This window comes from Saccharothrix obliqua (assembly GCF_019375475.1).
Lineage (GTDB): Bacteria > Actinomycetota > Actinomycetes > Mycobacteriales > Pseudonocardiaceae > Actinosynnema > Actinosynnema obliqua.
On sequence record NZ_JAHXGQ010000002.1, the window covers coordinates 587,263 to 611,704 of the forward strand.

The window sequence follows — 24,442 nt, forward strand, 5'->3', positions numbered from 1 at the left end:
TTCACAGGGAACGGGTGGCCTTCGTCAGCGCACACGCCTTGAACAGGCCGTCGAGGAGCTTCCTGATCGTGTCGTCGGTGAGGTTCCAGACCTTGTGCAGGGCGTCGGCGACGGCCTCCCGGGAGAGGTTCCACACGTCCTTGAGGTAGGCGGCGGCCTGCTCGGCGGCGACACCCGCCCGCTTCAGCAGCTCCGCCGCCTGCTCGGCCGCGACGTGGTAGGCGTTCTTGAGGATGTCGGCCACCTTGCCGCCGACGGAGATGACGCCCTTGCCGACCAGTTCCGCCCACTTCCCGACGTCGGAGACGAGGGCTTCCAGGAACCTGCCGGGGTTCTTGGCCAACCAGTCCACGATCGCCGCGGACAACCGGTTCCAGTCGGTCACCGCGGCGCCCAGCGCGATGTCGACGGCGAGCTTCTCGCCGGCGACGGTGACCGATCCCTTGAGGTCGAGGGCAACCGCCGCGCCGATGACCAGCTTCGCGCCCGCGCTGAACCCGACGCCCCGCAACACCTGCCCGCCGGGGATGACCGGAACCGCGTTGTGGAGCACGTCGGCCGCGGTGGTCAGGTCGATCGCCTTCAGCTCGACGTCCCAGGAACCGGCGTAACCGGATTTGCCCAGACTGCTCCGCACGGCAAGCTGCCCGAGGTCGGCGGGCGTGACCGTGAACGTGAAGTCCCACCCGCCGCTGGTGTTCGCCTTCGCCTTGACCTTCGCCTCGACCGCCAGGAGCACGAGCCTGCCCGACAGGTACAGCAGGTCGCCGCTGTCGCCGCCGGTGAGCACCAGCGTGTTCAGGCTCGCCGAGGGCCCCTTCTCGTGCTGGTCCGCGTCGGTCAGGGCGAACACCCCGGGACCGCCCAGGACGATGGCCTTGTCGATGTTCCCGGAACCCTTGACACCGGTCTTCGGCACGACCTCGACATCGAACCACACCTGGTGGTCGAGCACGACCAGGTGGCCGTGGCTGTGGTAGCCCTGCGGCAGGGTGCGCTTGGTCGGCTTGTCGTACCACCCGCCGGGCTTGAGCACGATCGACAGCAGGAAGTCGTCCAGCCCGAACTCGTCCAGCACGTCGCCCAGCCACTTCGGCACGTCCTGGCCCGCGATGAGGCGGGCGACGTCCCCGAGGGTGACCACCCGGCTCGCGACGAGGTGGAACCGGAAGGCGTCCAGGAACGGCACGCCGTCGCGGAGGCCGCCCGCGAGCAACAGGTCCAGGGAGATCGTGGTGCCGCCACCGGAGAAGGTCAGCTTCCCGCCGCCGCCGATGTCCACCCCGCCCGCCCCGTCCAGGCCGAGGGAACCGAAGAAGTTCTCGATGGTGACACCGCTGATGCCGAGCGGGTCCTGCCACGCGCCGGAACCGACGGGCGGCGCGGTGCCCTGCTGGAGCTGGTGCTGCCACTGCTCCTGCTGCTCGGGGCTGTCGGCGAGCACGAAGTACAGCTCCGCGGTCGGCGGGCTGCTCAACGCGAACCGCCCGCCCACCGCGCACTTCACCGGCGTGGTGTGGTTGCCGTTGAGGTCCTTGACCGGCACGGTGAACGCGGCACGCAGGTCCGCCGCCACCGGATCGGCGGTGACCCGCAACCACACGCCCCGGAAGCCGTTGCCGCCCTCGGCGAGCCGGATCGAGAGCGATGACTTGGCCAGCGGCGACGCCAGGACCGCCGTCAGCTCCACACCCGCCCGCGCGCCGAAGAACGGCTTGATCGCCTCCTCCAGCGACCCGGCGAACCCGACGCGGGCGAACAGGGTGACGCCCTTGGCCAACGGCTCCTTCAGGCTCGCGGGCAGGTTGTCGGTGGCGGGCAGCAGGCCGTCCGGGATGGGGGTGCCGTCCACCGTGCACAACGCGAGCCCGGTGTTGCCGAACCGGACGAGGTCGGCGAGCACGGCCAACGGCTCCGGGAACCACGTCCAGTCCTTGAGCCACAACGCGCCGGCGAGCGCGGTCACCGGTTTCCCGGTGGCGCCACCGCGTTTGACGTGGGCCAGGAAGGACACGTCGGTCACGCCGATGCCGGCGGTGCCGCGCAGCGTGAGCGTGAACTCGGTGCCGGTGGGGTTGTTGGTCGCCTGCCCCGACTCCAGCTCCAGGGTCACCCCGACCCGCTTCACGGTGATCGCGGGCAGCCCGTCGGGGAGCCCGAGCTTCCCGGCCAGCGCGTCGAGCACCGCGGTCAGGGAAACCTGCCGCACCTCGCCGCCGAGCGTGAACCGGCCGGGGATGTCCCAGCGCGCGCCGAACGCCAGGGCCGGTTCGCCGGCGTCGGCGGGGGTGATCGCGGCCCGCGCGTCGAGGCGGCCGGTGAGCTTGCCGCTCTTGCCGGGGTGGTCGAGGTCGATGGACGCGGAGGTGAGTTCGACGGCCGCGCCGCCGAGGCCGAGCCGCCACTTCCCGGTGCCCACCTGCGCGGTGACCCGCCAGGCCCCGGACGGCACGGTGGCGGTGAGCCCCACCCCGGAGAGCACGACGTTCGGCACGTCCTGCCCGACGTCCACCTTGAGCGCCTTGAGCACGTCGGCGATGTTGACCACCCCCACCGTCTCCAGGTCGAGGGACGCCGACTTGGCGGACCCGGACCCGGAGAACGTGACCACGGCTTGGAAAACGGCGCTCGCGAGGTCCACCTCGGCGCCGCCGGTGACGACGACCTGCCGCGTCCCGCCGCCGAACGGGTTGACGACCTGGAACGAGGCCGTGCGGTCGGTCAGCGTGCACAGGCCGTCCAGGACGCTCCAGTCGCCCGCCAGCCCGACCGTGATCTCCACCCGTTCCACGAGTTTGGCGAGCGAGGTGCCCGGCCGCAGGACGATCCGGGCGCCCCGGACGACCGGGGAGTCACCGAGGTCGAACCCGCCTCCGACCGCGCCGGTCAGCCCGCCGTCCGCGCCGAGCCACTTCGCGAACCCGTCCAGCGGGCGGTGCTCCGCGGTGGGCGGCGCGTCGGCGGTCAGCTCCAACCATGGTCGCGGGTCCGGACCGGGCAGCTCGCCGGTCAACACGATCGCGCGGGAGACGCCGGGCGGGGTGAGGCCGGCGGTGATCCGCACGTGGTGGTCTTCCGGCGTGACCGCGCCCTCCAGCGGCTCGGTCACCACGGCCACGGCGAACGATATGTCCATTGTGGACGACTTGGCCGGTGGCGAGGCCAGGTCGAGCACCGGGTGCGCCGACCCGTCGCCCGCCTCGCCGTTCGGCGTGATCGTGCCGGCCAGTTCGAGCGCTCCTCCGTCGAGCAGCAGGAAATCGGCCAGGGGCCGCCGCGCCGATACGTTCTTCGCGGCCAGCCACGCCCCCGCGGCGAGGGCGGGGTGGTCGGAGCCGGCGGGGCGCGCCTCGGAGGTGAGGAACAGGCGGCTGCCGTCGGGGAACGCGAAGGTGTCGAGCGCACTGCCCCGGGTGGCCGGGAACCAGGCGGCGAACGTCCACTTCGCGGGCAGGGTCAGCGGCAGGTAGAGGCCGGGCACGCCGTCGTCGACCGGCGTGCCCGCGCCCGCGTCGACCAGACCCACCTCGATCGTCACCGGGCCCAGCGCGCCGAGTCCGGGCAGGTGCGGTGTGCCGGCGACCGTGACGACCGAACCCGACCGACCGAGTTCGGCCTTCTCGACGGTGAGCGCGTCGCCGAACCACGCGCCGACCAGGCGTGCCGCCCGGTCACCGCCCGCCTGCTCCAGCGCGGTCGCGGGCAGCGTCAGGGTTCCCGCCGTGACGTGATTGCGCAGGAGTGTTTCAACCGCGTCGATTCGCATACAGGCCAACACCTTCTGGCGAACGCCCCGAGGGCGGTGGGGAGTGCGGCACGAGTCGTCCGTGCCGGAGTCGGCGAATGCTATCGCCGTTGGGTGTTCCGGCGGACAGGTGAGCGTGTTCCCGCCGTTCCTCTAAGCCATTCCGGGTAGCTTCCCCGCACGGTGGAGTTCGAATCGGCCATTCGCACGCCGAAGGGTGGTTTCGGGGCGCAATCCGCAGAAGTGCCGTGACACTGGGTGGAGATAGAGCGCCACCGTGCCCTGGAAGTGTTACGGGGCAGCCGAATCGTGGCGCCTCCTTGACCGGCAGACACGCACCTCAGCAGACTCGGCGAAGCTGCCCGCACGTTCCGCACCGGTTGCGGCGAAAGGTCTGCTGAAGATGAAATTCGATGTTGTGGTCGGCATGGACGAGAAGTCGTTCTCACTGGGCGTCGCGGAGTTGCACAAACGCGAGGATGCTCACAAAAAATTCTTCCAGGGCACGGTCGAGAAGAGTCCCTTCAAGTGCGACTGGAACGTTGTCGACGCCCCGGCGGTGGTCTTCGGCCCACCGGACCCGGGCAAGTGGGCCGCCTCCTACGACGGGTCCGGCAAACACCCCGCGGGCCCCGTGCCGCCGGCGGGGAACACCTTCCGGTTGCACCTGCCCAAGCTGCACATCGTGCTGTACTCGGGCGGCAAACCGCAGCCGGCGGTGGAAGGCCCGGTCGAGATCTACGCGCAGGTGGCGGTGTCCGGCGGCAAGCTCACGATCACACCGCTCGCCGTCTGGTTCGACGAGTCGAAGATGGACCCCAACGACCGCGCGTTCGTGGCCGGTTTCGTGCTGCCCGCGGTGTTCAAGCAGGTCGGCGGGGTGCTCAAGGGCATCGACATCCCGCCGCTGCACTTCGCGGCCGGCAGCGTGCCGATCGACCTCAGGATCACCGAGGTGACGCTCGGCGGCGGCCGGCTGCTGATCGCCGCGCTCGCGGACAAGTCGAACGGGGCGGCGGCGCCGGCGACGTGGCCGACGGCGTCGACCTTCGTGCTGGTCAACCGGGACTACCTCGGCGCGCTGGTCGGCGCGGCGGCGGCGAACTTCAAGGGCAAGGACCTGGGGAAGTTCGACAAGGGCGGTTCCGCCGGGTCCATCTCCGGGAGCGCCAAGCTCGAAGCGATCAAGAACGTGAAGATCCTCGACGACCCGACGACCGCTTCGGCCGGGCTCGACGTGTCCTTCGACCTGACCGCCAAACTCCTCGGCTCGAAGTGCGCGCTGTCCAAGGCCGCCAAGAAATCATGACCCGGGCTGTGCCCTGAAGGGAGCAGGTATGGACTACGACGTCACCACCGACCCGGAGTTCCCGGTCATCACGGTCAAGGTCTCGGTCAAGGACGGCGCCGACCAGGAATTCCTGATCAAACCGATCGACGTGGCGGACTTCAAGGTGCACCTGAAGGCCAAGGGGGGATTCGACTCCAAGGTCTTCGAACCGATCGCGAACGAGGTCGCGAACAGCGCACCGGGGATCGTCAAGAAGAAGGTCAAGGAGATGGACGGGCACACCGTCAAGCTGGAGAAGGGCATCGGCTACACCATCGTGGTCGAGGGCGTCAGCATCCCGGTCCAGGCGCAGCACCTGAAGTTCGCCCAGCACGACAAGCACCTCCTGGTGACCGGCGATCTCCACATCCAGAGCGGCAAGTGAGGAATCGCCATGACCGCACACCGAGGAACCCTCACCATCACCACCCCGCCGGCGATCCCGCTCGCCCGGACCGTGCAGATGCCCGACGGTTTCGAGTACGACTCCGGTGCCCTCGGCTTCCGGCTGGAAGACCTGGAGATCCTCCCCGTCGAAGCACCCGCGGCGCGGCCGGTGGCCGTCGACGGCGGGACGACCGTCGCGCTCCCCTCCTTCGAGGTGCGCGCCCGCTACCGGGTCGAGGCCACCCGTGATGCCGTGGCGACCGTCGACGGCGGCGGTGACCTGTCCGAGCTGCCGGACTCGGCGACCGCCCCGCGCACCGGCCGGGACATCACCGACCACGACCGCGACGAGTGGGTGGACAACGCCAAGGCCCAGGAGGACAAGCTCAACAAGACGCCGAACGGGCAGAAGCTGGTGAAGACCTACTACGAGCACAACGAGGTCTACGGCGAGCTGTTCGAGACGGACAAGGGCACCTTCGTCCGGGACGTCTGGTCCAAGAAGGGCGGGACCACGCAGATGGCCGCCCACACCCACGGCGCGGTGAAGCAGGACGACGTCGTCAACCAGGGCGAGTACCCCAGCCTGCGCACGGACGACCAGGTCAGCTACAACGCCGCCGCCTTCGCCCGTCACGACGCCATGACGCAGTACACGAAAGCGCTGGACCCGAACTACGACCCGCTGGACCCGGACAACGTCGCGGCCAAGTACAAGAACGCCGTGGAGGCCAGCCTCCAGTTCCGCACGGCCGTGCGGAACGACACCGGCAACACCGACAAGGCGGTGACCCAGATGCGGTCGGGCGCCGTGTACGAGGCGGTCGAGAAGCACTCCGGCGGCCTCCCCGAGGTCGGCCCCGAACTCCTCCACGCCTACCTCGCCCCGCACGAGACGACGTGGTCGGCATGGGAGGAGGGGCAGCACGACGAACTCCTGTTCCACCACAACAACGCGATCGAGGGTCGCGCGGCGCTGCGCGCGGCCGATACGCCGAAGGAGGTGTTCTCCGGTGGGTGCTTCGCGCACGTGACCGGTGCGACCGCGGTGATCGGCGCGGACGGCGCGGTCCGGGTCGACCTGCCCGAACTGGCGGTCGAGGTGGACGACTCGGCGTGGACGGGCCCGGCGGGCGACGTCGCCCGGCAGCACCTCGAAGCCGGCGCGTTCCTGCCGGACCTCCTGCGCGGCCTGGTCGCACAACGGCTCCGCGAGGCCGTCAACGGCCAAGACCCGCGCGTAGTGGCGGTCGAGGCGCGATGACCGCCGTCGAACCCCGGCCGCCCCGCCTGGTCCTGGGCGCGGGCGGCGCCGGGGACCCGGTGACCGACACCTGGCGGACGTTGCTCGCCGACGACCTCCGCCAGTACGCCGAGATCCTCGACGCGGCGCTGGAACCGCAGGCGGAGTACCTGACCGCCACCGAGCGCGGCCTCTACACCAGGGGCAAGAAGCTGCGGCCTCTGATGATGGTGTTGTCGGCGCGCCTGGTCCACGGGCCGGGCGAGCTTCCCCGGAAGGTCGCCCGCGGCGCGGTGTCGCTGGAGATGCTGCACGTCGCGACGCTCATCCACGACGACGTCATCGACGACTCCGCGGTCCGCCGCGGTGTGCCGTCGGTCAACGCGGCACGCGGTCCGGGCGCCGCGGTCATCCTCGGCGACATGCAGTTCGTGCAGGCGGTGCGGGGCTTCGTGGAGTCGATCGACACCGACCGGGACATGGAACTGGTCAAGACCGTGCTGGACGTGGCGTTCCGGATCTGCTGCGGTGAGCTGGACGAACTGCGCGTCGACCCCTCCTGGCACGAAGAAGTGCTCAGGGAGCGCTACTGGGAGACCATCGACCGCAAGACGGCGGCCCTGTTCGCGCTGGCGTGCGAATCCGGGATCAGCCTGGTCGACGGCCGCACCGCGGACATGCGGCGGATCGGTTTCTACGGCAGGCGGGTCGGCCGCGCGTTCCAGGTCATGGACGACCTGCTGGACCTGGTCCAGGACGAAGCCGCCTCCGGGAAACCACGCGGCATGGACCTCGCCCGGCGCAGGCCGTCGCTGCCGATCGTGTACGCGATGGCCGAGCTGGGGCCGGCGCACCCGGTCAGCCGGGTGATGCGCGGCGACCAGCCCGTGCCCGACGACCTCGCACCGCTGATCGACGACATCCGCGACACGAGCGGCTTCGTCCGCGCCTACGCCGACGCCCGCCGCCAGGTCCTCGACGCGCTGGAGTACCTGCGCCCGTTCCCGCGCAACCGCTACCGCTCCGCGCTGGAACGGGTCGCACTGCACGTCGTGGACCGGAGTCCCTGACACCCACCGGGAGAGCGCCATGAGCGAAGGTCTGCTCCGATTCGTCTTCAACACCCTGCTGACGAGGTTGAACAACCCCGGGCACAAGCTGTGGCTGCCCACCCAGCTGGAGAAGATGACCGACTCGACCGGGCAGCGCATCCTGCCGCTGAGGCCGGGCGCGTGGCAGGTCGGTGACCTCCGGGGCTCCAGCGGTGAGGCCGTGCGCGAGCCGTTCATCACCCGGTTCACGACCTACTTCCAGTTCCACGCCAGGAAGACCCAGCCGCCCGAGTTCGACCCACCGGTCAACGCGACCGAGTTCGAGGTGGTCCCGGCGCCGGACGCCCAGGCGCCCCGGCTCGACACCACGGACATCGAGGTCCGGGGACTCCAGAACGCCTGGGTGCGGCCCGGTCCGGAGGTCACCGCGGCCGGCGGCGGCTACCACCTGCGGCTGACCGTCCAGTTCGGACACTACACCGACAAGGAGCCCGTGGCGGTCGACGTCGCGGGCAAGTACGCGCTTCGCCAACGAATCGCCATCGCCGACGAGGGCAAGAAGACGCCCACCGAGCGGAAGGTCAAGACGAGCCTGTTCTCCTGGCCGGTCCACGACATCGTCGGCAACGGCTCGTTCGTCATGGAGATCAAGGGTTTGTGGGCGGACATCGACTGCGACGTCGACCCCGGACCGGACGGCAGGCTCGCCGTCACCGTCCGCCACATCGAGACCCGGGGCGAGCAGAGCGGGCAGCCTCCCGGTTTCTCGCTGCTGCGGGACAAGCTCACCATCGACATGAACCTGCCCGAGGGTGCGAAGAAGGACTGGTTGGACACCGCGCAGAAGGCGTTCGACACCCCGGACGCGCGCGCCGAGTTCGACCAGAAGCTCAGGGAAACCCTCAACCAGGCCGACAACCTCGGCCGGCTCGGCAAGACCTTCGGCGACCTCCTCAACGACCGGCTCGAAGGCTCCCTCGGCAAGGCGACCGGCACCGCCAAGTCGGTCGACGACAACCTCTTCGACCGGGTGCGGCACGCCGTCAACGACGAGCAGAGCCCGTGGTACCTGCCGGTCGGCGTGTTCAGCGTCAAGGAACCCTCGCTGGACCCGTACGCGATGAAGGAGGCGAACCTCGGCCCGGATTCGGACCTGCACGTCAAGAACGTCCGGCTCACCGGCATCACCCTTGAAGGGCTCGCGAACGCGATAGCACCCGCGCCGGGCATCGTCTTCACACCGGGCGTCCGGGCGGAGGTGCGGCTGGGGACGTTGCCGGACGGGACGGCGATCCGGTTGCCCGGCAAAGGCGGCGAGACGAAGCACGTGCGCAACCCGATCACGTTGACCTGCGGGATCGAGGTGGAGTTCGACGCGGGCGGCACCGCGAAAGGTCAGGTGACGGCCCGGATCCGCGACTCGGACGCGCACATCGAGTTGGACACCGGTGGTGGCACCGAGAACTCGTTGAACACCCTTGAGGTCAAGGCCCGCGCGGTGGTGCTCAAGATCGCGCCGGAGCACCTGGACATCGACCTGAAGATGAGCGGCCAGTTCGGCACGCTGATCAACAGTTGGCTCCAGGGCAAGGACGCGAAGCAGCGCGTCGTCGACGAGCTGAACAAGAACATCCTGAAGGAGAAGGAAGGCATCGACAAGTCGCTCACCGAGAACATCCGCAAGCTCATCGCGTCCAAGCTCGACGACTGACAACGGCACTCACCGACGGGAAGGAACCCTCGCCATGGCAGACGTCACGTTCGGCCTCTCGGCCGAAACCCTCAACGACATCGTCCGCAACGTGCACAAGCAGCTCTACCCCAAGCACTTCCGGGACTCCAAGAAGATCGAGCGCGGTGGCGTGAAGGGCGAGCTGTCCTGGGACGCGGCGTCGCCACCGGTGCTGGTGCTCAAGGAGGAGGGCAACGCCATCGGGCACGACGCCGTCGACTTCCCGGAAGGCACGTTGCCGGAGGGGGTGGCGCAACGCATCCTGGACGTCTACCAGGGACGCTCCTTCGAAGTGCTCCTGGAGAACGTGAGCCTCGTGCTGAAGCTCGACAACACGGCCACGCCCCAACCCGTTACCGCGAAGATCACCGTGGTGGCCGTGATCGACATCTCGGGCAACCGCCTCGCGATCAAACCCCTGTCCGCCAAGGTGTCCACCGGCGACCCCAACGACGACGCCTTCTACAACGGCGCCGTCGTGCCGGCGGTCCTCGAAGCGCTCGGGGACGTGCTCGGTTCGATCAAGCTGCCCGCGCTGGAGTTCGAGGGCATCCACCTGACCACGCCGAACGCGCTGGTGTCGGACAACGTCCTGGTGTGCCAGGCGAACCTGGCCGGCAGGCCGGTGCCGCCGCAGCCGCTCCGCGGCCACTGGCCGCCCGACCCGTTCTTCGTGCTGCTGGGTCCCGACGCCGTCCGGGCGGCGGTGGAGCTGACGGCGAAACACCTGGAGGGCAGGGAGTTCAGCGACAAGGGCGAGAAGGGTTTCGGCATCGGCACCGGCTACTACGAGGGCCGGGTCACCATTCGGAACGTCCGGTCCAGCGGGCAGGTTTCGTCGAACCTCGAAGCCGACGTCACCGCGACCATCAACGGCAACGGCGGCGCGGGCATCAAATTCCCCCTCAACAAGTCGATCGACGGCCACTTCGACATCGTCGCGCACCCGGACCCGACGGCCACCGTGCGGCTGAGCCTCCACGGGACCGAGCTGTCGGGCGTGGTCTCGGGGTTGAGCAACTTCGAGGTGAAGTTGGAGAACCACCGCGGTGACTTCGGTGACGGGGTCCTGGTGTGGGCGGCGAACAGCCTCTCCGGCTACATCACGTCCAAGGTGCGGGAAGGTGTGCTGGGCAAGACGTTCTCGCTGTACCAGGTGCCCGCGGTGCACGTGAGCACCGAGGGCGTGCACCTGGAAGTGGCGCCGACCGGCCTCGCCCTGCAAAAGTCGTCGAGCGGCCTGCTGGTGATCACGGGCAACGTCGCCATCGCGAGCGTCAACGTGACGTACGCGCTCGCCTAGCCACGCCTCCTCCGGAACCGTGTTCCCGACCGATGCGACGTGCCCGCTCCCGGGCGGGCTCGTCGCTCAGCGGACGTTGGCACGCAGGGCTTCCAGGTAACGGTCCATGGAGTGGTCGCGCACCCCGGCCGAGGTGGCGGCGAAGGGGTCGGCGCCGAGCCCCTTGGCGCGGTCGGCCAGGCCGCCCACGAATGACGGCTGCTGGTCGCGCAACCGGCCCTCCGCGTCGATGTGGTGCAGGGTGGGCGCGTGCTTGAACACCGGCGCGGGTGGGACGAGCGGGACCACGTCGTTGTTGTTGACGAACCGGTGCGTGCGGTCGGCGAACGCCTCGTCGTGCGCCTCGACCAGGCTGCGGTCGCAGACGCGGGGCTGCCCGTAGGTGTAGACGCCGTCCGCGAGCAGCCGGGGGTCCTCGAAGTACAGGTGCAGCGCGGCCAGGAAGGCCAGGGCGCCACCGAGGCTGTGGCCGGTGAACCAGATGGTCTGGTCGTTGTCGCGCAACTCCACCACGGCGTCGCGGACCTCGGGGTAGATCGACCGGAGGGCCTGGGCGAAGCCGTGGTGGACGTAGCCCTTGTTCGCCGGACCCGGCCACGGCGGCGTGCTGCCGTCGGACAGCCAGTCCTGGATCTTCCTGGGCTCGGTGCCGCGGAACCCGACCAGGATCATGCGGTCGGAGGCGGCGGTGTACGCCTGGGTGTCCTCCAACGGGAACGGCGGGGTGAACACGGTCTCGTGGTGGCGGACGCGGTCGAAACCCCACTCACGGGCCGTCCGCTCGATCTCCTCCGGCGTCCGGTACGCGAGCTTGGCGGCCTCGGCCATCCAGTACGCCTGCCGCGTGCTGTAGCCGGTCGAGGTGTGGTCGATCGTCCGGACGGACATCGGATGCCTCCTCGGCGCTCGGGATTCGTGGTGTCACGCCCCGTTGTAGTGCCGACCGGCGCACCCCGCCCGATCTGCTCACCCGATAGTGGTCGCCGGCCAGGGTTCGGTGGCCCGCCAGTTCGCCAGCGGCGTCGACAAGCCGTCGGCCAGCAGCGGCAGTTGCGGGACGAGTGCCACGCAGGCGACCACCTGGAGGTCGCGCAAGCGCTCCATGGCACGCAGCACGCCGGTGTCGACGGCACGCAGGCCCAGGTCGACCGCGGCGGCGTTGTAGGCGGCGACCGCCTCCTCGCCGGTGTGCGCGAGGTCCCACTCGACCGGCGCCACGCCGACGTGCTCGAAGTCCGAGTACAGCGTGGAATCCGCGGTTTCGATCATGTTGTAGTACGGGGCGTCGCCGTGGACCACCTGGAGGGGGACACCGGGGAACATCCGCGCGAAAGCGGCGGGCGACGTGGTGGCGGGCGAGAGGACGGCCCACTCCGCGCGGGCGCGGGCCAGGTCGGCGGCGGGCAGCAGGTCCTCGCGACCCTCCAGGTCGGCGAAGGCGAGGTCGACGTAGCCCTGGATACCCGGGAAGAAGCCGGCTTCGCCCGGGTACTCGGCCAGGACCGAGTGGAGGCGGGCCACGGCGGGCATGTGCTTCACCACGTCGTAGTCGTTGGGGAGCACGCCGTCGACCTTCTCCCAGAAGGTCATCGTGAAGCCGTCCCGTTCGACGGGCTCCGCCGGCACGAGTCCACTCGGGACGACGGTCGGCTCACCACGCGACGCCAGCCACCTCGTCACGTCCAGCTCCGCGCGCTGGAAACCCGTCGAAGTCGTGCCGCGCGGGGACACCACCGGCACGCGTGCGACGACCGGCGACGGCGCGAGGTCCACGACCACCGAGAAGACGTCGTACAGGACCTTTGCCCCGGACGCGTCCAGGCCCAGCGCGGTCGCGGCGTTGACGGTGGCGTCGAAGGCACGTCGCGTGCGGGCGGAGCGTTCTTCCTCGGTGATCATGAGCGTCACCCTAGGTCGGGACCGGGCGCCGCGGCGAATCGGCCAGGGCTCAAGCGTGCTCCGGTGCGAGCAGGTAGGCGAGCACCATTTCGGTCGTCTCGGTGGCCCATGTGCCCCAGGTCATGTCGTCGGGCCAGAACCGGCACGTCGCGGCGCGGTGCACGCAGGAGCCGATGACGGTCCGGGAGGCCATCCGGATCGCCATCGCGGGGTCCGGGTGCCGCACTTCCCCCATGCACGGTCGGGCGGCTTCGACGAACGCGTGCTGGATCGTGGCCAACGCCTGGAAGCTGCGTTCCCGCGCGTCCGCGCGTTGACCCTCCAGCAGCTCGGGGAAGATCCGGTCGTGCCGCGTGAAGGTGTGCGCCAGCGCCCCGGTGAACGCGTCGACGACCCCGCGCAGGCCGGGTGCCGGTGACCGGAGAGCTTCCGCGACGCTGGTCTCCAGCAGCCCGAGCACCTGGTCCTTCACCGCGCGCAGCAGTTGTTCCTTGCCGGAGAACCGGCGGTAGATCGCGCCCACCGACCTGCCGGCCCGCTCCGCGACCGCCGCGATGGTGAACTCCTCCAGGCCCCGGCTGGCCAGCACGTGCTCGGCGGCGGCCAGCACCCTCTCCAGGGACTCCTGGCTGCGGGTTTGCTGCGGTGGCCGGAAGCCGACGGATCGCTCACGCACCGATCGCACGTTACCTCCCGCGGACGGGCGCCCGCGCCCCGACCTCGTATGCGAATGATAACTTGCATTCGCATCCACCGGACGGCGCAGGACGGAGTCAGCATGGCGAGCATCGAGGTGCGGGGCGCCCACGTCGAGTTCCCGATCTTCGACGCGAGGTCCCGCTCCCTGAAGAAGCAGGTGCTCGGCAAGGTGGGCGGGAAGATCGGGACCGACGCGAAGGTCCCGGTCATCGAGGCGCTTCGGGACATCACCCTGTCCCTGCGCGAGGGCGACCGGGTGGCCCTGGTCGGGCACAACGGCGCGGGCAAGTCCACGCTCCTGCGCCTGTTGTCCGGCATCCACGAGCCCACCCGCGGCAGCGCGCGGATCGTCGGGCGGGTCTCCCCCGTGTTCGACCTGGGCGTCGGCCTGGACCCGGAGGTCTCGGGCTACGAGAACGTCATGATCCGCGGCCTGTTCCTCGGCATGAGCCGCAAGCAGATGGAGAAGCGCGTCGACGACATCGCGGAGTTCACCGAACTCGGCGATTACCTCGGCCTGCCCCTGCGAACGTACTCCGCCGGTATGCGGGTGCGCCTGGCGATCGGCGTGGTGACCACCATCGACCCCGAGATCCTGATCCTCGACGAGGGCCTTGGCGCGGTCGACGCGGCGTTCGTCACCAAGGCACGCGGGCGGCTGGTCGACCTCGCACAGCGGTCCGGCCTGCTGGTGTTCGCCTCGCACGTGGACGAGTTGCTGCGCGCCCTCTGCACCACCGCCGTCTGGATGGACGAGGGCCGGGTGCACATGCACGGCCCGCTGGACGAAGTCCTCGCGGCGTACAACGGCGCGGCCGACACCCGTTGTCCGGAATCCGATGTCCGGATGCCCTGACCCGGCGTCCGGACAGCAACCCGGTGCTACGAATCGACGTCCGCTTCGAGCAAGAGGAGGACGTCATGGGGAAGTCTTCGAGCAGGGCGGCGACGGTCGCCGCGGCAGTGCTGGTGGGTGCGGGCCTGGTCGCGGCACCGCACGCCTCCGCCAGGCGCACACCGGCGGGGGTGATCTCACCGGCGCAGGTCGCCACCAGGTGTTACGACGGCGAGAACTGGCACGAAACCTGCCACATCTCCAACCGCGGCGCCGGCAACAACGTCCTCCGGGTGACGGACCTGTACGGCACCGTGGCCGTCGGCCCGCAGGGGCTGGGGGCGGACCTGTGGAACGCCGGCACGAACGACGGGCAGCACATGAGGCTCTACAACAGCAACGGGGGTTGCCTCACCGCGAGTGGCACGATAGGCGCGAACACCTACGTAAAGCCGTGCGACGGGTCGGCACAGCAGGAATGGGGCTACAGCAGTGACGACACGATCTTCCACTACGCCTCCGGCACCTGCCTGACGATCTACACCTCCACCACCCCGGCCTACGCCTACACGGCGATCTGCCAACCGACAGCCGTGCAGCGCGCCAAGTGGTTCTCCTGGCGCTGAAACCCCTGTCGGGCCGCCCGTGTCGCGCGGCCCGGCTTCTCCGCGGGCGCATGGTGCTGATGCCGCACCGGCCGGCGGGACCGCAGTCACCGCGGACAGGTCGTCACCGGGCGGGCAGCACTTCGACGCTGCCCGCTCATCCGGCACAGCGGTGGGGCCCGGCGGAACTCGTCGCGCCGACCGCGGCGGTTTCGACCTCATCCGCGTCCGGGCTGTGCCATGCTCCTCGACGCTGTTGTCGCCAGGGGGGCGGGAGTACGCGGTGAAGACGCCCGACGAGTGGATGCGGGAGTTCGAGGCGAAGATCGCCGACGCGCAGCACAAGGCTGCCGCGGTGCAGGAGGGGCTCGCGGGCGCCCAGGGTGCCGCGACCTCGAAAGACGGGTCGATCACCGTCACGGTCGCGCCCAACGGCGCGTTGACCGACCTGAAGTTCACCGCCGACGTCATGCGCCGGTCGCACACGCAGCTCGCCGCGGAGGTCGTGGCCGTCGCGCGGGAGGCCCAGCGGGCGGCGGCGGTGCGGGTCGCGGAGGCGTTCGGCGCGGTCGAGGGCACGGACTCCGAGACGTACCGGGTCATCACCGAGTACCTGCCCGCGCCCGTCGAGGACGAGCCGGAACGGCCGCGGTACGCGTTCGAACAGGAACTCGAAGAGCCGGCACCACCGCCACGCCGGTCCGCGCCGCCACGCCCGGCGGACGACGACCGCGATTTCAGCAGCGAGTCCATCTTCCGGAACCAGTAGGTCGGCAGTGGCAGAGGCAGAGGGCACGACCACCTGGTCGACGGGCGCGGGTGTGGTCGACAGCGTCAACGGGCTGGTCACCTCGCTGACCGCGGAGTCCGAGGGCGAGGGCGTCGACGTCATCGACGTCGCGCTGGGTGGCGCGGGCGTCGTGGTGGACCTGGTCGGCGTGGCGGCGAACCCGTTGAGCGTGCTGGCATCGGCGGGCGTGGGGTGGCTGCTGGAGCACGTCGACTTCATCCGGGAACCGCTGGACGCGTTGCTGGGCAACCCGGACGAGATCAACGCCAACGTCGACCAGCTCAAGCAGGCGGCGCTGGAGATGAAGGCGATCGCCGAGGAGCACCGCCGGGACCTGGGTTCGGTGTCCGACTGGGAGGGCGGGTCCGGCGACGCGTTCCGCGCCGAGATGGACACGATGGCGGCCGAGTACGAGGCGCTCGGGTCGACCATGGACGGCACCGCGGCGATCTACGCGTTGTCCGGCGCGCTGGTGTGCGAGCTGCGGGCGCTGGTCTTCGGGTGGATCTCCGACCTGATCGGCGAGCTGATCGCGGGCGCGTTGATCGCGGCGGCGTCGGCGGTGGTGACCGCGGGCGGGTCGATCGCGGCGTACGCGGGGTTCGCGGGCACCCGCGCGGCGATGCTGGCGACGAAGATGGCGACGCGGCTGTCGAAGCTGGGCGCGGCCATGGCGCGCATGGGCGGTCGGATCGCCGAGCTGGCCGACAAGATGCAGGGCCTGGTCAAGGGGTTGGAGCGGTTCGCCGAGTACGGCGGGTACGCCAAGACGGCCTACGACGCGGTCAAGCCGTACGAAATGCCGCCGGCCAACGCCTGATGGCCGGCAACCGGACCGGTCGCGGTTCGCACCACGGCGGTGACAGCGGCAGGCCCGCGTCCCCACCACCGTCCACTCCGGACACTGGCGGATCGGTCAGTGGCCGCGGCACGCGGATGGACACCAACGCCGTCGAGGACCTCGGCGGCCGGATCACCAACCGCGGTGAGCAGTTGCGGACGGGCGTCGCCGCGAAGCTGAACATCAACGCCGGTGCCGGCAGCGCGGGCGTGTTCGGGCAGGTCGCGATGATCCAGGCCGACCGCGCCATCGCGACCGCGCGCACCGGCGCGGACAAGGCGGCGGAGGCGGCGGACCACGCGGGCGCGAAGACCAAGGCCACCGCCCAGACGGCCCGCGACACCGATCGTGCGGCGGCGGAATCGTTGCGCCGCATCGAAAGCCGTCCCCCGGCCGCGACGCCGTCCGGCTCGACGGGCACGGGCACGCCGTCCTCGACCTCGACCGGAGCCGGCCGCCGATCCGCCCCGCCGACACCGCCCGGTGGCCCGACCGGCACACCCGCGACGACCCGCCCCGGCACCGCCGCACCGCCCACGAGCACGCCACCGTCGTTGGGCAACCGCCTCGGCGGTCCACCGACCACCCCCGGTGGTCCCGGCAGTCCGGCTCCCGGATCGACACGTCCCGGCAGCGCACCGCCCACCTCGCACGCCACCGGACCACAGGCGGCGACTCGCCCCGGGAACGTGCCGAGCGGGCTCCCGGCAGGCGGGCCGCGACCGGGTGGTGTGCCCGGCGGTGTTCCTCGGCCCGGCGGGGTCCCAGGCGGAACGCCCGGCCCGGCACCACGTGCGAGCGGTCCTCCCGGCGGTGCGCCGCGGCCGGTCAACGCCGCCGGCGGGATGCCACCGCAAGGCAACGCGCGACCGGGCGGCCCGCACGACGCTCCCCGCACCCCACCGGGAACGCGGCCGACACCGGCCGGGAGCGCACCGCACCCGGCGCTCCCACCTTCCCGGCAGCAGCCGAACCCCGGCCGGCCACCGCACCCGGCACAGCCACCGCAGCCCGGAATGCCCCCGCGGCCCGGACAACCGCAGACCGGACCGCGGCCCGCGGGACATCCCCTCCCCGGACCGCCCCACCTCGGGCGCACTCCGCGCCCTCCCGCGGGACAACCGCCGCGGCCCGGACAACCGCCGTTCGCCGCGCCACCGCCCCGCTACGCCCCACCGAACGGAACCCACCCGCCTCGGGCGTTCACCCCGCCACCCGGCGGGCAGCACCCACGCCCACCGCACGCACCGGACTTCGGCCAACGCCCCCACCAACCGGGAACACCCGCCGGCACCCCGAACCCACCGGTCGCACTGCACCACGTCGCCCCGTCGTCGTACGGCGTGTCCAGAGTGGCCGTACGGGACGTCCCCGGGTGGACGCGGGACGAGAACGCGCTCTACCGCGGCGACACCCGGTCGCCGGAGCAGATCCGCGCGGCGGGCGGGTTCCACCCGCACCGGCCGGACGCGCCCGACCTGCGGCGGCACGTCCACGGTGACACGAACGCGTTCGTCAGCACGTCCACCGACCGGCAGGTCGGCGTGGAGCGGGCGGGGCACGGCGCCGTCTACGTGATCAAGGCACCGGGCGGGATCCTGACCGACCCGACCATGCGCGCGAACGGGGACCCCCGCGGGTACGGCGAGTCGGAGGTCCTGTTCCCGGGCGGGGTGGACTGGCGGTACGTCGCCGGGTGGCACGAGGTCGCGTACGACCCCGGTGCGGGCAGGCTGGTGCCCGGCCCGTTCGTGCCCAACCCGGACTACATCGGCGACCGACCCGACCCGGCGGCACGTCCACCCGACACGACCGGCCTCGCACACCACCAGCCCAGGCCGCACGTCGACCAAACCCAGCCCTCGTTCGGTCCCATGGGCAGCGAGGCGTGGGAGCGGCGCGAGGCGGAGGCCCAGCAGGCGCGGCAACCCCAGCCGACCGTCGAGCAGGAACGCCCACGCGGGTTCGAGACGCGGGAACACCGTCCCCAGCGCCCGCTGGGCGAACGGCTCCGGGAGCTGCCGGACGAGCGGCTGGACCGCCACCGCAAGCACATGCAGGCCACGCCCGCCGGCATGTCGATCTTCCCGAGCGGCGAGAGCGGCGAGCGGTACTCGGCCAACCAGGTGCCGAAGATCCCCGGCAGGTTCGTGGTCGACGTGCACGGCGCGGCCGGTTCCGTCCGCGTCGACCGCTCGAACCTGTCCGCCGACGACCTCGCCGACATCCTGATGGCCAACCCGGACTGGGACCGCAGGACGCCGATCACGCTCGCGGGCTGCCGGACGGGCCAACTGCCGGACGGTTTCGCGGCCCGGCTCGCGGAGCGCACGGGCGTGCCGGTCACCGCGCCGACCACGGACGCGTGGGTCGACTACGACGGCAACATGTTCGCGTCCGACACGCACGGCACGCCCAACGGCGACCGCCCGGGTTGGCCGCCGAACGGCGAGTGGCACACCTTCGGCCCCGACGGCTCCCACCACGTCGACGACAGCCCCTACCCGCCGGGCCACCCGCCGACGTGGGGCGACGACCTGCCGGCCGAAGCGCCGTCGCACGCCACCCAGCGCGGCGCGGTGGTGTCGGAACTCAAGGTCCTGGAGCCGAACCAGGTGTCCGGCCGCTCGATCCTCAAGGACGTGCGCGAGGAGTACGTGCGTGACTACCGCGACCGGATCGAGCAGCAGGGCAAGCAGGTCGCGGTGATCCGGTTCGACCCGCAGCCGTCCGACCCGGACTCGTGGAAGGCCAAGATGGACGCCTCGCGTGCCTCGGCCGACCAGAAGGAGAAGAACATCGGCGCGCTCGGGTACCAGGTGCACCACCACCTGCTGCCCCCGAACACGACGCGCGGCGACCTCGAACTCCTGATGGCGCGGTACAACAATGACAGCGATGTGAGCGGCATCATCCTCCAGATGCCCGCGCCGGAGCGGTTCGAGGACTTCGTCGAGCAGATCAACCCCGAGAAGGACATCGACGCACTGCTGCACAACAACACCTCGCCGCACGACGCATGCGCGACCGCGGACGGCATCGTCCGCGTGGTGGACCCGTTCCTGGAGGGGCGGCCCACGGTGGCGGTGGTCGGCTCGGGCGGGTTCGTCGGCGGCGGTGTGGTGCGGCTGCTGGAGCAGCGCGGCGCGGACATGGTGTTGCTGGACTACGGCGACGACCTGATGCGCGTCCGCGACGCGGACATCGTCGTCTCGGTCACGGGCGCGCCCCGCATCCTCGGGCCGGAGCACCTGCACGAGGGTCACCTGCTGGTGGTGGACTCCGGGTTCGTGCCCCAGCCGGGCACGAAGACGATCCTCAGCGACGTGCGGCAGGAGGCGTCCGCGATCCCCCGGCTGGTCACGCCCGTGCCGGGTGGCATCGGGCCGGTGGAGATGGCGGTGCTGCTGGACCGCCTGGTGCGCCGGGACGTCGACCCGGACCTGCCGCCGTGGCGGGTGGTGCGCCCGTGACCGGGTCAGAACTTCCAGCCGAGCGCCCGCACCGTCTCGGGCACCGGGTCCAGCCCGAGGTCGCCGTAGCGTTCCCGGAACTCCGCCGCCCGGTAGTCGCGGTGGCTCTTGACCTCGTCGTGGTAGTGCCCGTTGAAGTAGAGCAGGTCGGCGACGACGAACTCCTCCGGAGCGCCGTCGACGTACCAGGCCGAGAACTCACCGAAGTGCTGCACCCACACGACCTCGTCCCACGGCACGTCCACCGAGTCGCCCACCGCCGCACGCAGGGCCTCGGCCGGGCGGTCGAAGTAGCCCAGCGTTCGGCCCCGGGGGTTGCTGCGGATCTCGGTGAACACCGCGACCGGCGGCAGCGGCGGCTCACGCAGGACGAGCCGGGCCAGGCAGTGGGCGTCCTGGCTGTCCCGCCGGTGCTCGTAACGCAGGATCATCCGGATCTGGGTGCCCTGCTCATTGGTCACCACGTCGCGGTGGTCCTGCCCCATCGGCGCACCTCGTCGGACTCGGCTCCGGAAGCGGGACCCGGTCGACGCCGGGCGCGCCCGCGGGACGAACGCTACCAGCCGCGCCACCGGTTTCCCGCCGTTCCGCCGACGGCCGCCGACCGCCGGGCGATATCGTCGGGTGCACCGAGTGCAGGGGAGATCTCCGCGTGAGCGAGCCGTTCGACATCGCGATCCGGGGCGCGGAGGCGTTCCGCTTCGAGCACGCGCCCGAGGCGACGGCCTACGTCGCGCCCGACGCGACGGCGGACGAGAGCTGGCCGCCGTTCGACCTGGGCGGTCGGCCGGTGCGCCGGATCCCGTTGTCGGAGTTCGAGTCGGTGGTGTCGATCCGGACGTGGCGGGTGCCCGCCGACGGCGTGCCGGAGCAGACCGACATCGACCCGTTCGAGGGACACCTGGCGGTCGGTGAACGACTGGTGCAGGTGCGCGAGGCCGCACCACCGCCGGGCCTGTGGCCGCCGTACCCGGTGGTGCCCGCCGGCGACTCGTGGCCCCGCGGGTACGAGTCGGTGCTGGACGCCTTCGAGGAGGAGCTGCCGAAGCTCGCGCCCGAGGGGTGGCGTGAGTTCACGGTCGAGTGCCGGGCCACGGCGCGACGCGTCGAGCTGGAGGCGACCGTCACGCCCGACGACGGCGTGCCACGCGCGTGGTCACCGCCGCCGCTGGTCGGGCAGTGGCTGCACCGGCTGCGGATGCGGGACTACAAGGCCACGTTCGGCGTGTGGTCCACGGCGCGGTTCGAGTTCAGCCGGGACGAGCCCGTGCGCCGGCACTTCGACATCGAGGCCAAGCCCGCGTGGGTCGTGCCCATGACGTTCCGCGAGGAGCTGGACCACTACGCGGACGAGCTGCGGTTGCTGCCGCGCCGCCCGGAGGCGATCTTCCCGTGGCTGTACGAGGCGGCGGCGAAGGTGCAGCAGCACGCGGCTGGTCGCGCGCTGGCGTACCCGGACCTCGTGGACCCGGAAACCGAGCCGGCGGCGTTGATCGCGCCTGTTTTCGACGGCGTCGACGGGAACGGCCGCCCCGCGGCGTACCGGCCGATGATCGGTGCGCGGGAACTGCCCGCGATCCTGCGGTACCTCGACGGCGCGCCGCTCGCGTTGTCGGGGCGCGGGTTGGCCGCGGACCGGTTGAGCGACGACGACGAACCCATGGTGCCCGTGGGCTACCGGACCGACGGCCGGTGGGTGTGGCACACCTCCGTGGCGTACTACCTGCAAAAGTATTACGTGCCCCCGGTTCTGCCCCTGGTGGACCACATCCGGCGGCAGCGCTACCGGCTGCCCGAGCGGGTGCCGTCGATCGCGCTGGGACGTGCGGCGGACCTGGCGATGGGCCGGTACGACAACGGATCGCGGGCGGAGAAGGCGTACGAGCGGGCGCTGGAGCCGTTGTTCGACGTGCTGCGGACGTGCCAGACGAGTCCCCGGCACTACCGGCTGGGCGGTCACCAGGACCAGTCGTGGTGCCTGGTCCGTGACGGTGACTGGTACCTCGTGTACTGGGCCGAGGGCAAGGAAAAACAGCGGCTCGTGCGGTTCGCGGACGTGCGCGAGGCGGTCGCCTGCTTCGCCGGGCACGTGCAGTTGGAGCAGAACGCGCTGCGGTACGACGTGGACGAGGAGCTGCCGTGGTGGCAGGCCCCGTTCACCGTCGCGTCCGAAGTGGACCCACCGCTGTCGGAGTACGGCGAGGTGGCGTTGACGATGGCCGTCGACCTGGAGGTCGACCGGTACGGCACGCCGGACGGCAACACCGGCTACGCCGCCGACACGCCGTTCGAGCAACGCGGGCTGCCCGCCGAGCACGCGGGCCGCGAGTACCACCGGTACCGGCTGCGCGGTCCGTGGAAGGTGGTGACGGCGGTGTCGCCCGCCGGCGGGCGGCTGTACGTGCTGCCCCGGTCGTTCGCGGACTACCTGGCGTCGGGCGACGTCGAGGAGGTCACGCCGAACCACCCCGGCCTGCCACCGGTCACGGACGCCCTGCGTGCCGAGGCGCTGCGCAACCCGGGCGGCTGGGTGTGGTGCGCCGACCCCGACGTGGACCCGCGCTTCATCCAGGGCGTGCCGGACTTCGCGCTGCTGGGCGCGTACCGCGTCGGCCCGACCGGCGAGCTGACCGGCGAAACGCACCTGAACCCGTCCTACCGCCCCTCCCCCCGCCGGCGCGGCTACCCGGAGCCGCAGTCGGACTTCGAGGCGGTGCTCGGCTTCGTCGCGGCCGGCTGGCTGCCGCAGGAGCGCGTGCTCCAAGCCGTGCTGGAGGGCCGGTTCCTGGCGGAAACCGATCCCCGCGGCAACCTCCGGCTGGGCCGGACCCCGTCCGGCACGCGGTTCCTGGCCGTCTACTCGTCACCGGCCTACCTGCCCGCGGGCGTGCGGACCACGCAGGTGCCGGGACGCGCGCTGCTGCCCGTGCTGGCGGGCACGACGCTGATCGTCAACCCCGGCGGGGAGATGAGCATCGAGCTGCCGGGTGACGACCTCGTCGCGGCGGGTTCCTGAGCGGCGGTCAGTGGCTCGCGCTCAGCTCACCGGTGAGCCTGCCGTGCAGGCGCGCGCTGCGCGGGTCGAGGCCGGTGATCTCGACGGCCTTGCCGCGCTGGGCGTACCTGGTCCGGACCGCGTCGAGCGCGGCGACCGAGGAGGCGTCCCAGATGCGCGCCGCGCTCAGGTCCACCACGACGCGGGGTGGGTCGCTCGCGTAGTCGAACCGGTCCACCAGGTCGTTGGCGGAGGCGAAGAACAGCTCCCCGGTGACGCGGTAGACGACGGTGGCGCCGTCCGGGTCGGTGACGGCGGTGACCTCGGCGACGTGGGCGACGCGCTTGGCGAAGATGACCATGGCGGTGATGGAGCCGACCACGACGCCGACCGCGAGGTTGTGGGTGATCACCACGCAGGCGACCGTGACGACCATGACGGTGATCTCGCCGAGCGGCATCCGGCGCAGGGTGCGGGGAGCGATGGAGTGCCAGTCGAACGTCGCGAACGAGACCATGACCATGACGGCGACCAACGCGGCCATCGGGATGTCGGAGACGATCGGGCCGAAGACGATGCACAGCACCATGAGGAAGGCGCCGGCGAGGAAGGTCGACAGGCGGGTGCGCGCGCCGGAGACCTTCACGTTGATCATGGTCTGGCCGATCACCGCGCAACCGCCCATGCCGCCGAAGAACCCGGTGACGACGTTGGCGACGCCCTGGCCGATCGACTCGCGGGTCTTGTCGGAGCGGGTGTCGGTGATGTCGTCGACCAGCTTGGCCGTCATCAACGACTCCATCAGCCCGACCAGCGCCATGGCGAAGGCGTAGGGGGCGATGACGGTGAGGGTGTCGAGGGTGAGCGGGACGTCCGGCAGGCCCGGCACCGGCAGCGAGGAGGGCAGCGCGCCCTTGTCGCCGACGGTCGGCACGGCGATGCCCGCGCCGACCGTGATGGCGGTGAGCACCACGATCGACACCAGCGGCGCGGGCACCACGGTGGTGATCTTCGGGAAGAACACCATCAGCACCAGCCCGCCGAGGAGGAGGGGGTAGACCGGCCACGGGACGTCGCGGATCTCCGGCACCTGCGCCAGGAAGACCAGGATCGCCAGCGAGTTCACGAAGCCCACCATCACCGAGCGCGGGATGAAGCGCATCAGGCGGGCCACCCCGAGCACGCCGAGCACGACCTGGAACACGCCCGCGAGGATGACCGCGGCGACCAGGTACCCCGGGCCGTGCTCGTGGTTGAGCGGGGCGATGACCAGCGCGACGGCACCGGTGGCGGCGGAGATCATGGCGCGGCGACCGCCGACCACCGAGATCACCACCGCCATGGTGAACGAGGCGAACAGGCCCATGGCGGGTTCGACACCGGCGATGATCGAGAACGAGATCGCCTCGGGGATCAGCGCCAGCGCGACGACGAGGCCGGCCAGGACCTCGGTGCGCCAGACCTTGGGGTCGCGCAGCCAGGCGGGGACCGACGCGCGTGTGGGAGAGGACAA

General features: G+C 71.1%; 19 protein-coding genes. 12 read left to right on the forward strand and 7 right to left on the reverse strand.

Going from position 1 to position 24,442, the window contains the following annotated elements; all coding sequences use genetic code 11:
• Position 1: 1 nt before the first annotated feature.
• Entirely contained in the window at positions 2-3,766 is a 3,765-nt protein-coding gene (locus KZQ38_RS08665) for a hypothetical protein (protein ID WP_219440116.1), read from the reverse strand.
• A gap of 382 nt (positions 3,767-4,148) precedes the next feature.
• Between KZQ38_RS08665 and KZQ38_RS08670 the strand changes: the two genes are divergently transcribed.
• The 6 genes from KZQ38_RS08670 to KZQ38_RS08695 are packed head-to-tail and all read left to right on the forward strand — an operon-like array spanning position 4,149 to position 10,792.
• On the forward strand, positions 4,149-5,054 hold the full coding sequence (locus KZQ38_RS08670; protein ID WP_219440117.1) for a hypothetical protein: 906 nt from the start codon (positions 4,149-4,151) through the stop codon (positions 5,052-5,054).
• Positions 5,055-5,082: 28 nt separating this feature from the next.
• The gene (locus KZQ38_RS08675; protein WP_219440118.1) at positions 5,083-5,460 is read left to right on the forward strand and encodes a hypothetical protein; all 378 of its coding nucleotides are present in this window, start codon (positions 5,083-5,085) and stop codon (positions 5,458-5,460) included.
• Between the two features lie 9 nt (positions 5,461-5,469).
• Complete coding sequence (locus KZQ38_RS08680; RefSeq protein WP_219440119.1) at positions 5,470-6,726, forward strand: hypothetical protein; 1,257 nt, start codon at positions 5,470-5,472, stop codon at positions 6,724-6,726.
• Positions 6,723-7,775 (forward strand): polyprenyl synthetase family protein, encoded by a 1,053-nt coding sequence (locus tag KZQ38_RS08685; protein ID WP_219440120.1) that lies wholly within the window; start codon positions 6,723-6,725, stop codon positions 7,773-7,775. The genes KZQ38_RS08680 and KZQ38_RS08685 overlap by 4 nt, the downstream gene beginning before the upstream one ends.
• A gap of 19 nt (positions 7,776-7,794) precedes the next feature.
• Positions 7,795-9,468 (forward strand): hypothetical protein, encoded by a 1,674-nt coding sequence (locus KZQ38_RS08690; protein ID WP_219440121.1) that lies wholly within the window; start codon positions 7,795-7,797, stop codon positions 9,466-9,468.
• Between the two features lie 34 nt (positions 9,469-9,502).
• On the forward strand, positions 9,503-10,792 hold the full coding sequence (locus KZQ38_RS08695) for a hypothetical protein (RefSeq protein WP_219440122.1): 1,290 nt from the start codon (positions 9,503-9,505) through the stop codon (positions 10,790-10,792).
• Positions 10,793-10,858: 66 nt separating this feature from the next.
• On the opposite strand, the gene KZQ38_RS08700 is transcribed toward KZQ38_RS08695, so the two are convergent.
• The 3 genes from KZQ38_RS08700 to KZQ38_RS08710 form a co-directional block, all read right to left on the reverse strand.
• Entirely contained in the window at positions 10,859-11,680 is an 822-nt protein-coding gene (locus tag KZQ38_RS08700; RefSeq protein ID WP_219440123.1) for a lipase family protein, read from the reverse strand.
• Between the two features lie 78 nt (positions 11,681-11,758).
• Positions 11,759-12,691 (reverse strand): phosphotransferase, encoded by a 933-nt coding sequence (locus tag KZQ38_RS08705; RefSeq protein ID WP_219440124.1) that lies wholly within the window; start codon positions 12,689-12,691, stop codon positions 11,759-11,761.
• Between the two features lie 49 nt (positions 12,692-12,740).
• Entirely contained in the window at positions 12,741-13,367 is a 627-nt protein-coding gene (locus KZQ38_RS08710; RefSeq protein WP_219440125.1) for a TetR/AcrR family transcriptional regulator, read from the reverse strand.
• 102 nt (positions 13,368-13,469) lie between these two features.
• Here KZQ38_RS08710 and wzt point away from each other — a divergent pair, with 102 nt between their 5' ends.
• The 4 genes from wzt to KZQ38_RS08730 all read left to right on the forward strand — a co-directional run bounded on the left by wzt (position 13,470) and on the right by KZQ38_RS08730 (position 16,440).
• Entirely contained in the window at positions 13,470-14,246 is a 777-nt protein-coding gene (gene wzt, locus KZQ38_RS08715; protein WP_219440126.1) for a galactan export ABC transporter ATP-binding subunit Wzt/RfbE, read from the forward strand.
• A gap of 65 nt (positions 14,247-14,311) precedes the next feature.
• Entirely contained in the window at positions 14,312-14,851 is a 540-nt protein-coding gene (locus KZQ38_RS08720) for a ricin-type beta-trefoil lectin domain protein (RefSeq protein WP_219440127.1), read from the forward strand.
• 262 nt (positions 14,852-15,113) lie between these two features.
• Positions 15,114-15,599, forward strand: a complete 486-nt coding sequence (locus KZQ38_RS08725; protein ID WP_219440128.1) for a YbaB/EbfC family nucleoid-associated protein — start codon at positions 15,114-15,116, stop codon at positions 15,597-15,599.
• 7 nt (positions 15,600-15,606) lie between these two features.
• Positions 15,607-16,440 (forward strand): WXG100 family type VII secretion target, encoded by an 834-nt coding sequence (locus KZQ38_RS08730; RefSeq protein ID WP_219440129.1) that lies wholly within the window; start codon positions 15,607-15,609, stop codon positions 16,438-16,440.
• Here KZQ38_RS08730 and KZQ38_RS08735 read toward each other — a convergent pair.
• A complete protein-coding gene (locus KZQ38_RS08735; protein ID WP_219440130.1) occupies positions 16,406-17,023 on the reverse strand; it encodes a hypothetical protein in 618 nt (205 codons plus the stop codon). The genes KZQ38_RS08730 and KZQ38_RS08735 overlap by 35 nt on opposite strands.
• A 790-nt stretch (positions 17,024-17,813) precedes the next feature.
• On the opposite strand from KZQ38_RS08735, the gene KZQ38_RS36955 reads away from it, so the two are divergent.
• Entirely contained in the window at positions 17,814-19,934 is a 2,121-nt protein-coding gene (locus KZQ38_RS36955) for a DUF8616 domain-containing protein (protein ID WP_219440131.1), read from the forward strand.
• A gap of 5 nt (positions 19,935-19,939) precedes the next feature.
• On the opposite strand, the gene KZQ38_RS08745 is transcribed toward KZQ38_RS36955, so the two are convergent.
• The gene (locus KZQ38_RS08745; protein WP_219440132.1) at positions 19,940-20,419 is read right to left on the reverse strand and encodes a hypothetical protein; all 480 of its coding nucleotides are present in this window, start codon (positions 20,417-20,419) and stop codon (positions 19,940-19,942) included.
• Between the two features lie 167 nt (positions 20,420-20,586).
• Between KZQ38_RS08745 and KZQ38_RS36960 the strand changes: the two genes are divergently transcribed.
• Positions 20,587-22,950 (forward strand): type VII secretion system-associated protein, encoded by a 2,364-nt coding sequence (locus tag KZQ38_RS36960; protein WP_219440133.1) that lies wholly within the window; start codon positions 20,587-20,589, stop codon positions 22,948-22,950.
• A 7-nt stretch (positions 22,951-22,957) separates the two neighbouring features.
• Here the strand turns inward: KZQ38_RS36960 and KZQ38_RS08755 are convergent, their stop codons facing one another.
• A complete protein-coding gene (locus tag KZQ38_RS08755; RefSeq protein ID WP_219440134.1) occupies positions 22,958-24,442 on the reverse strand; it encodes a SulP family inorganic anion transporter in 1,485 nt (494 codons plus the stop codon).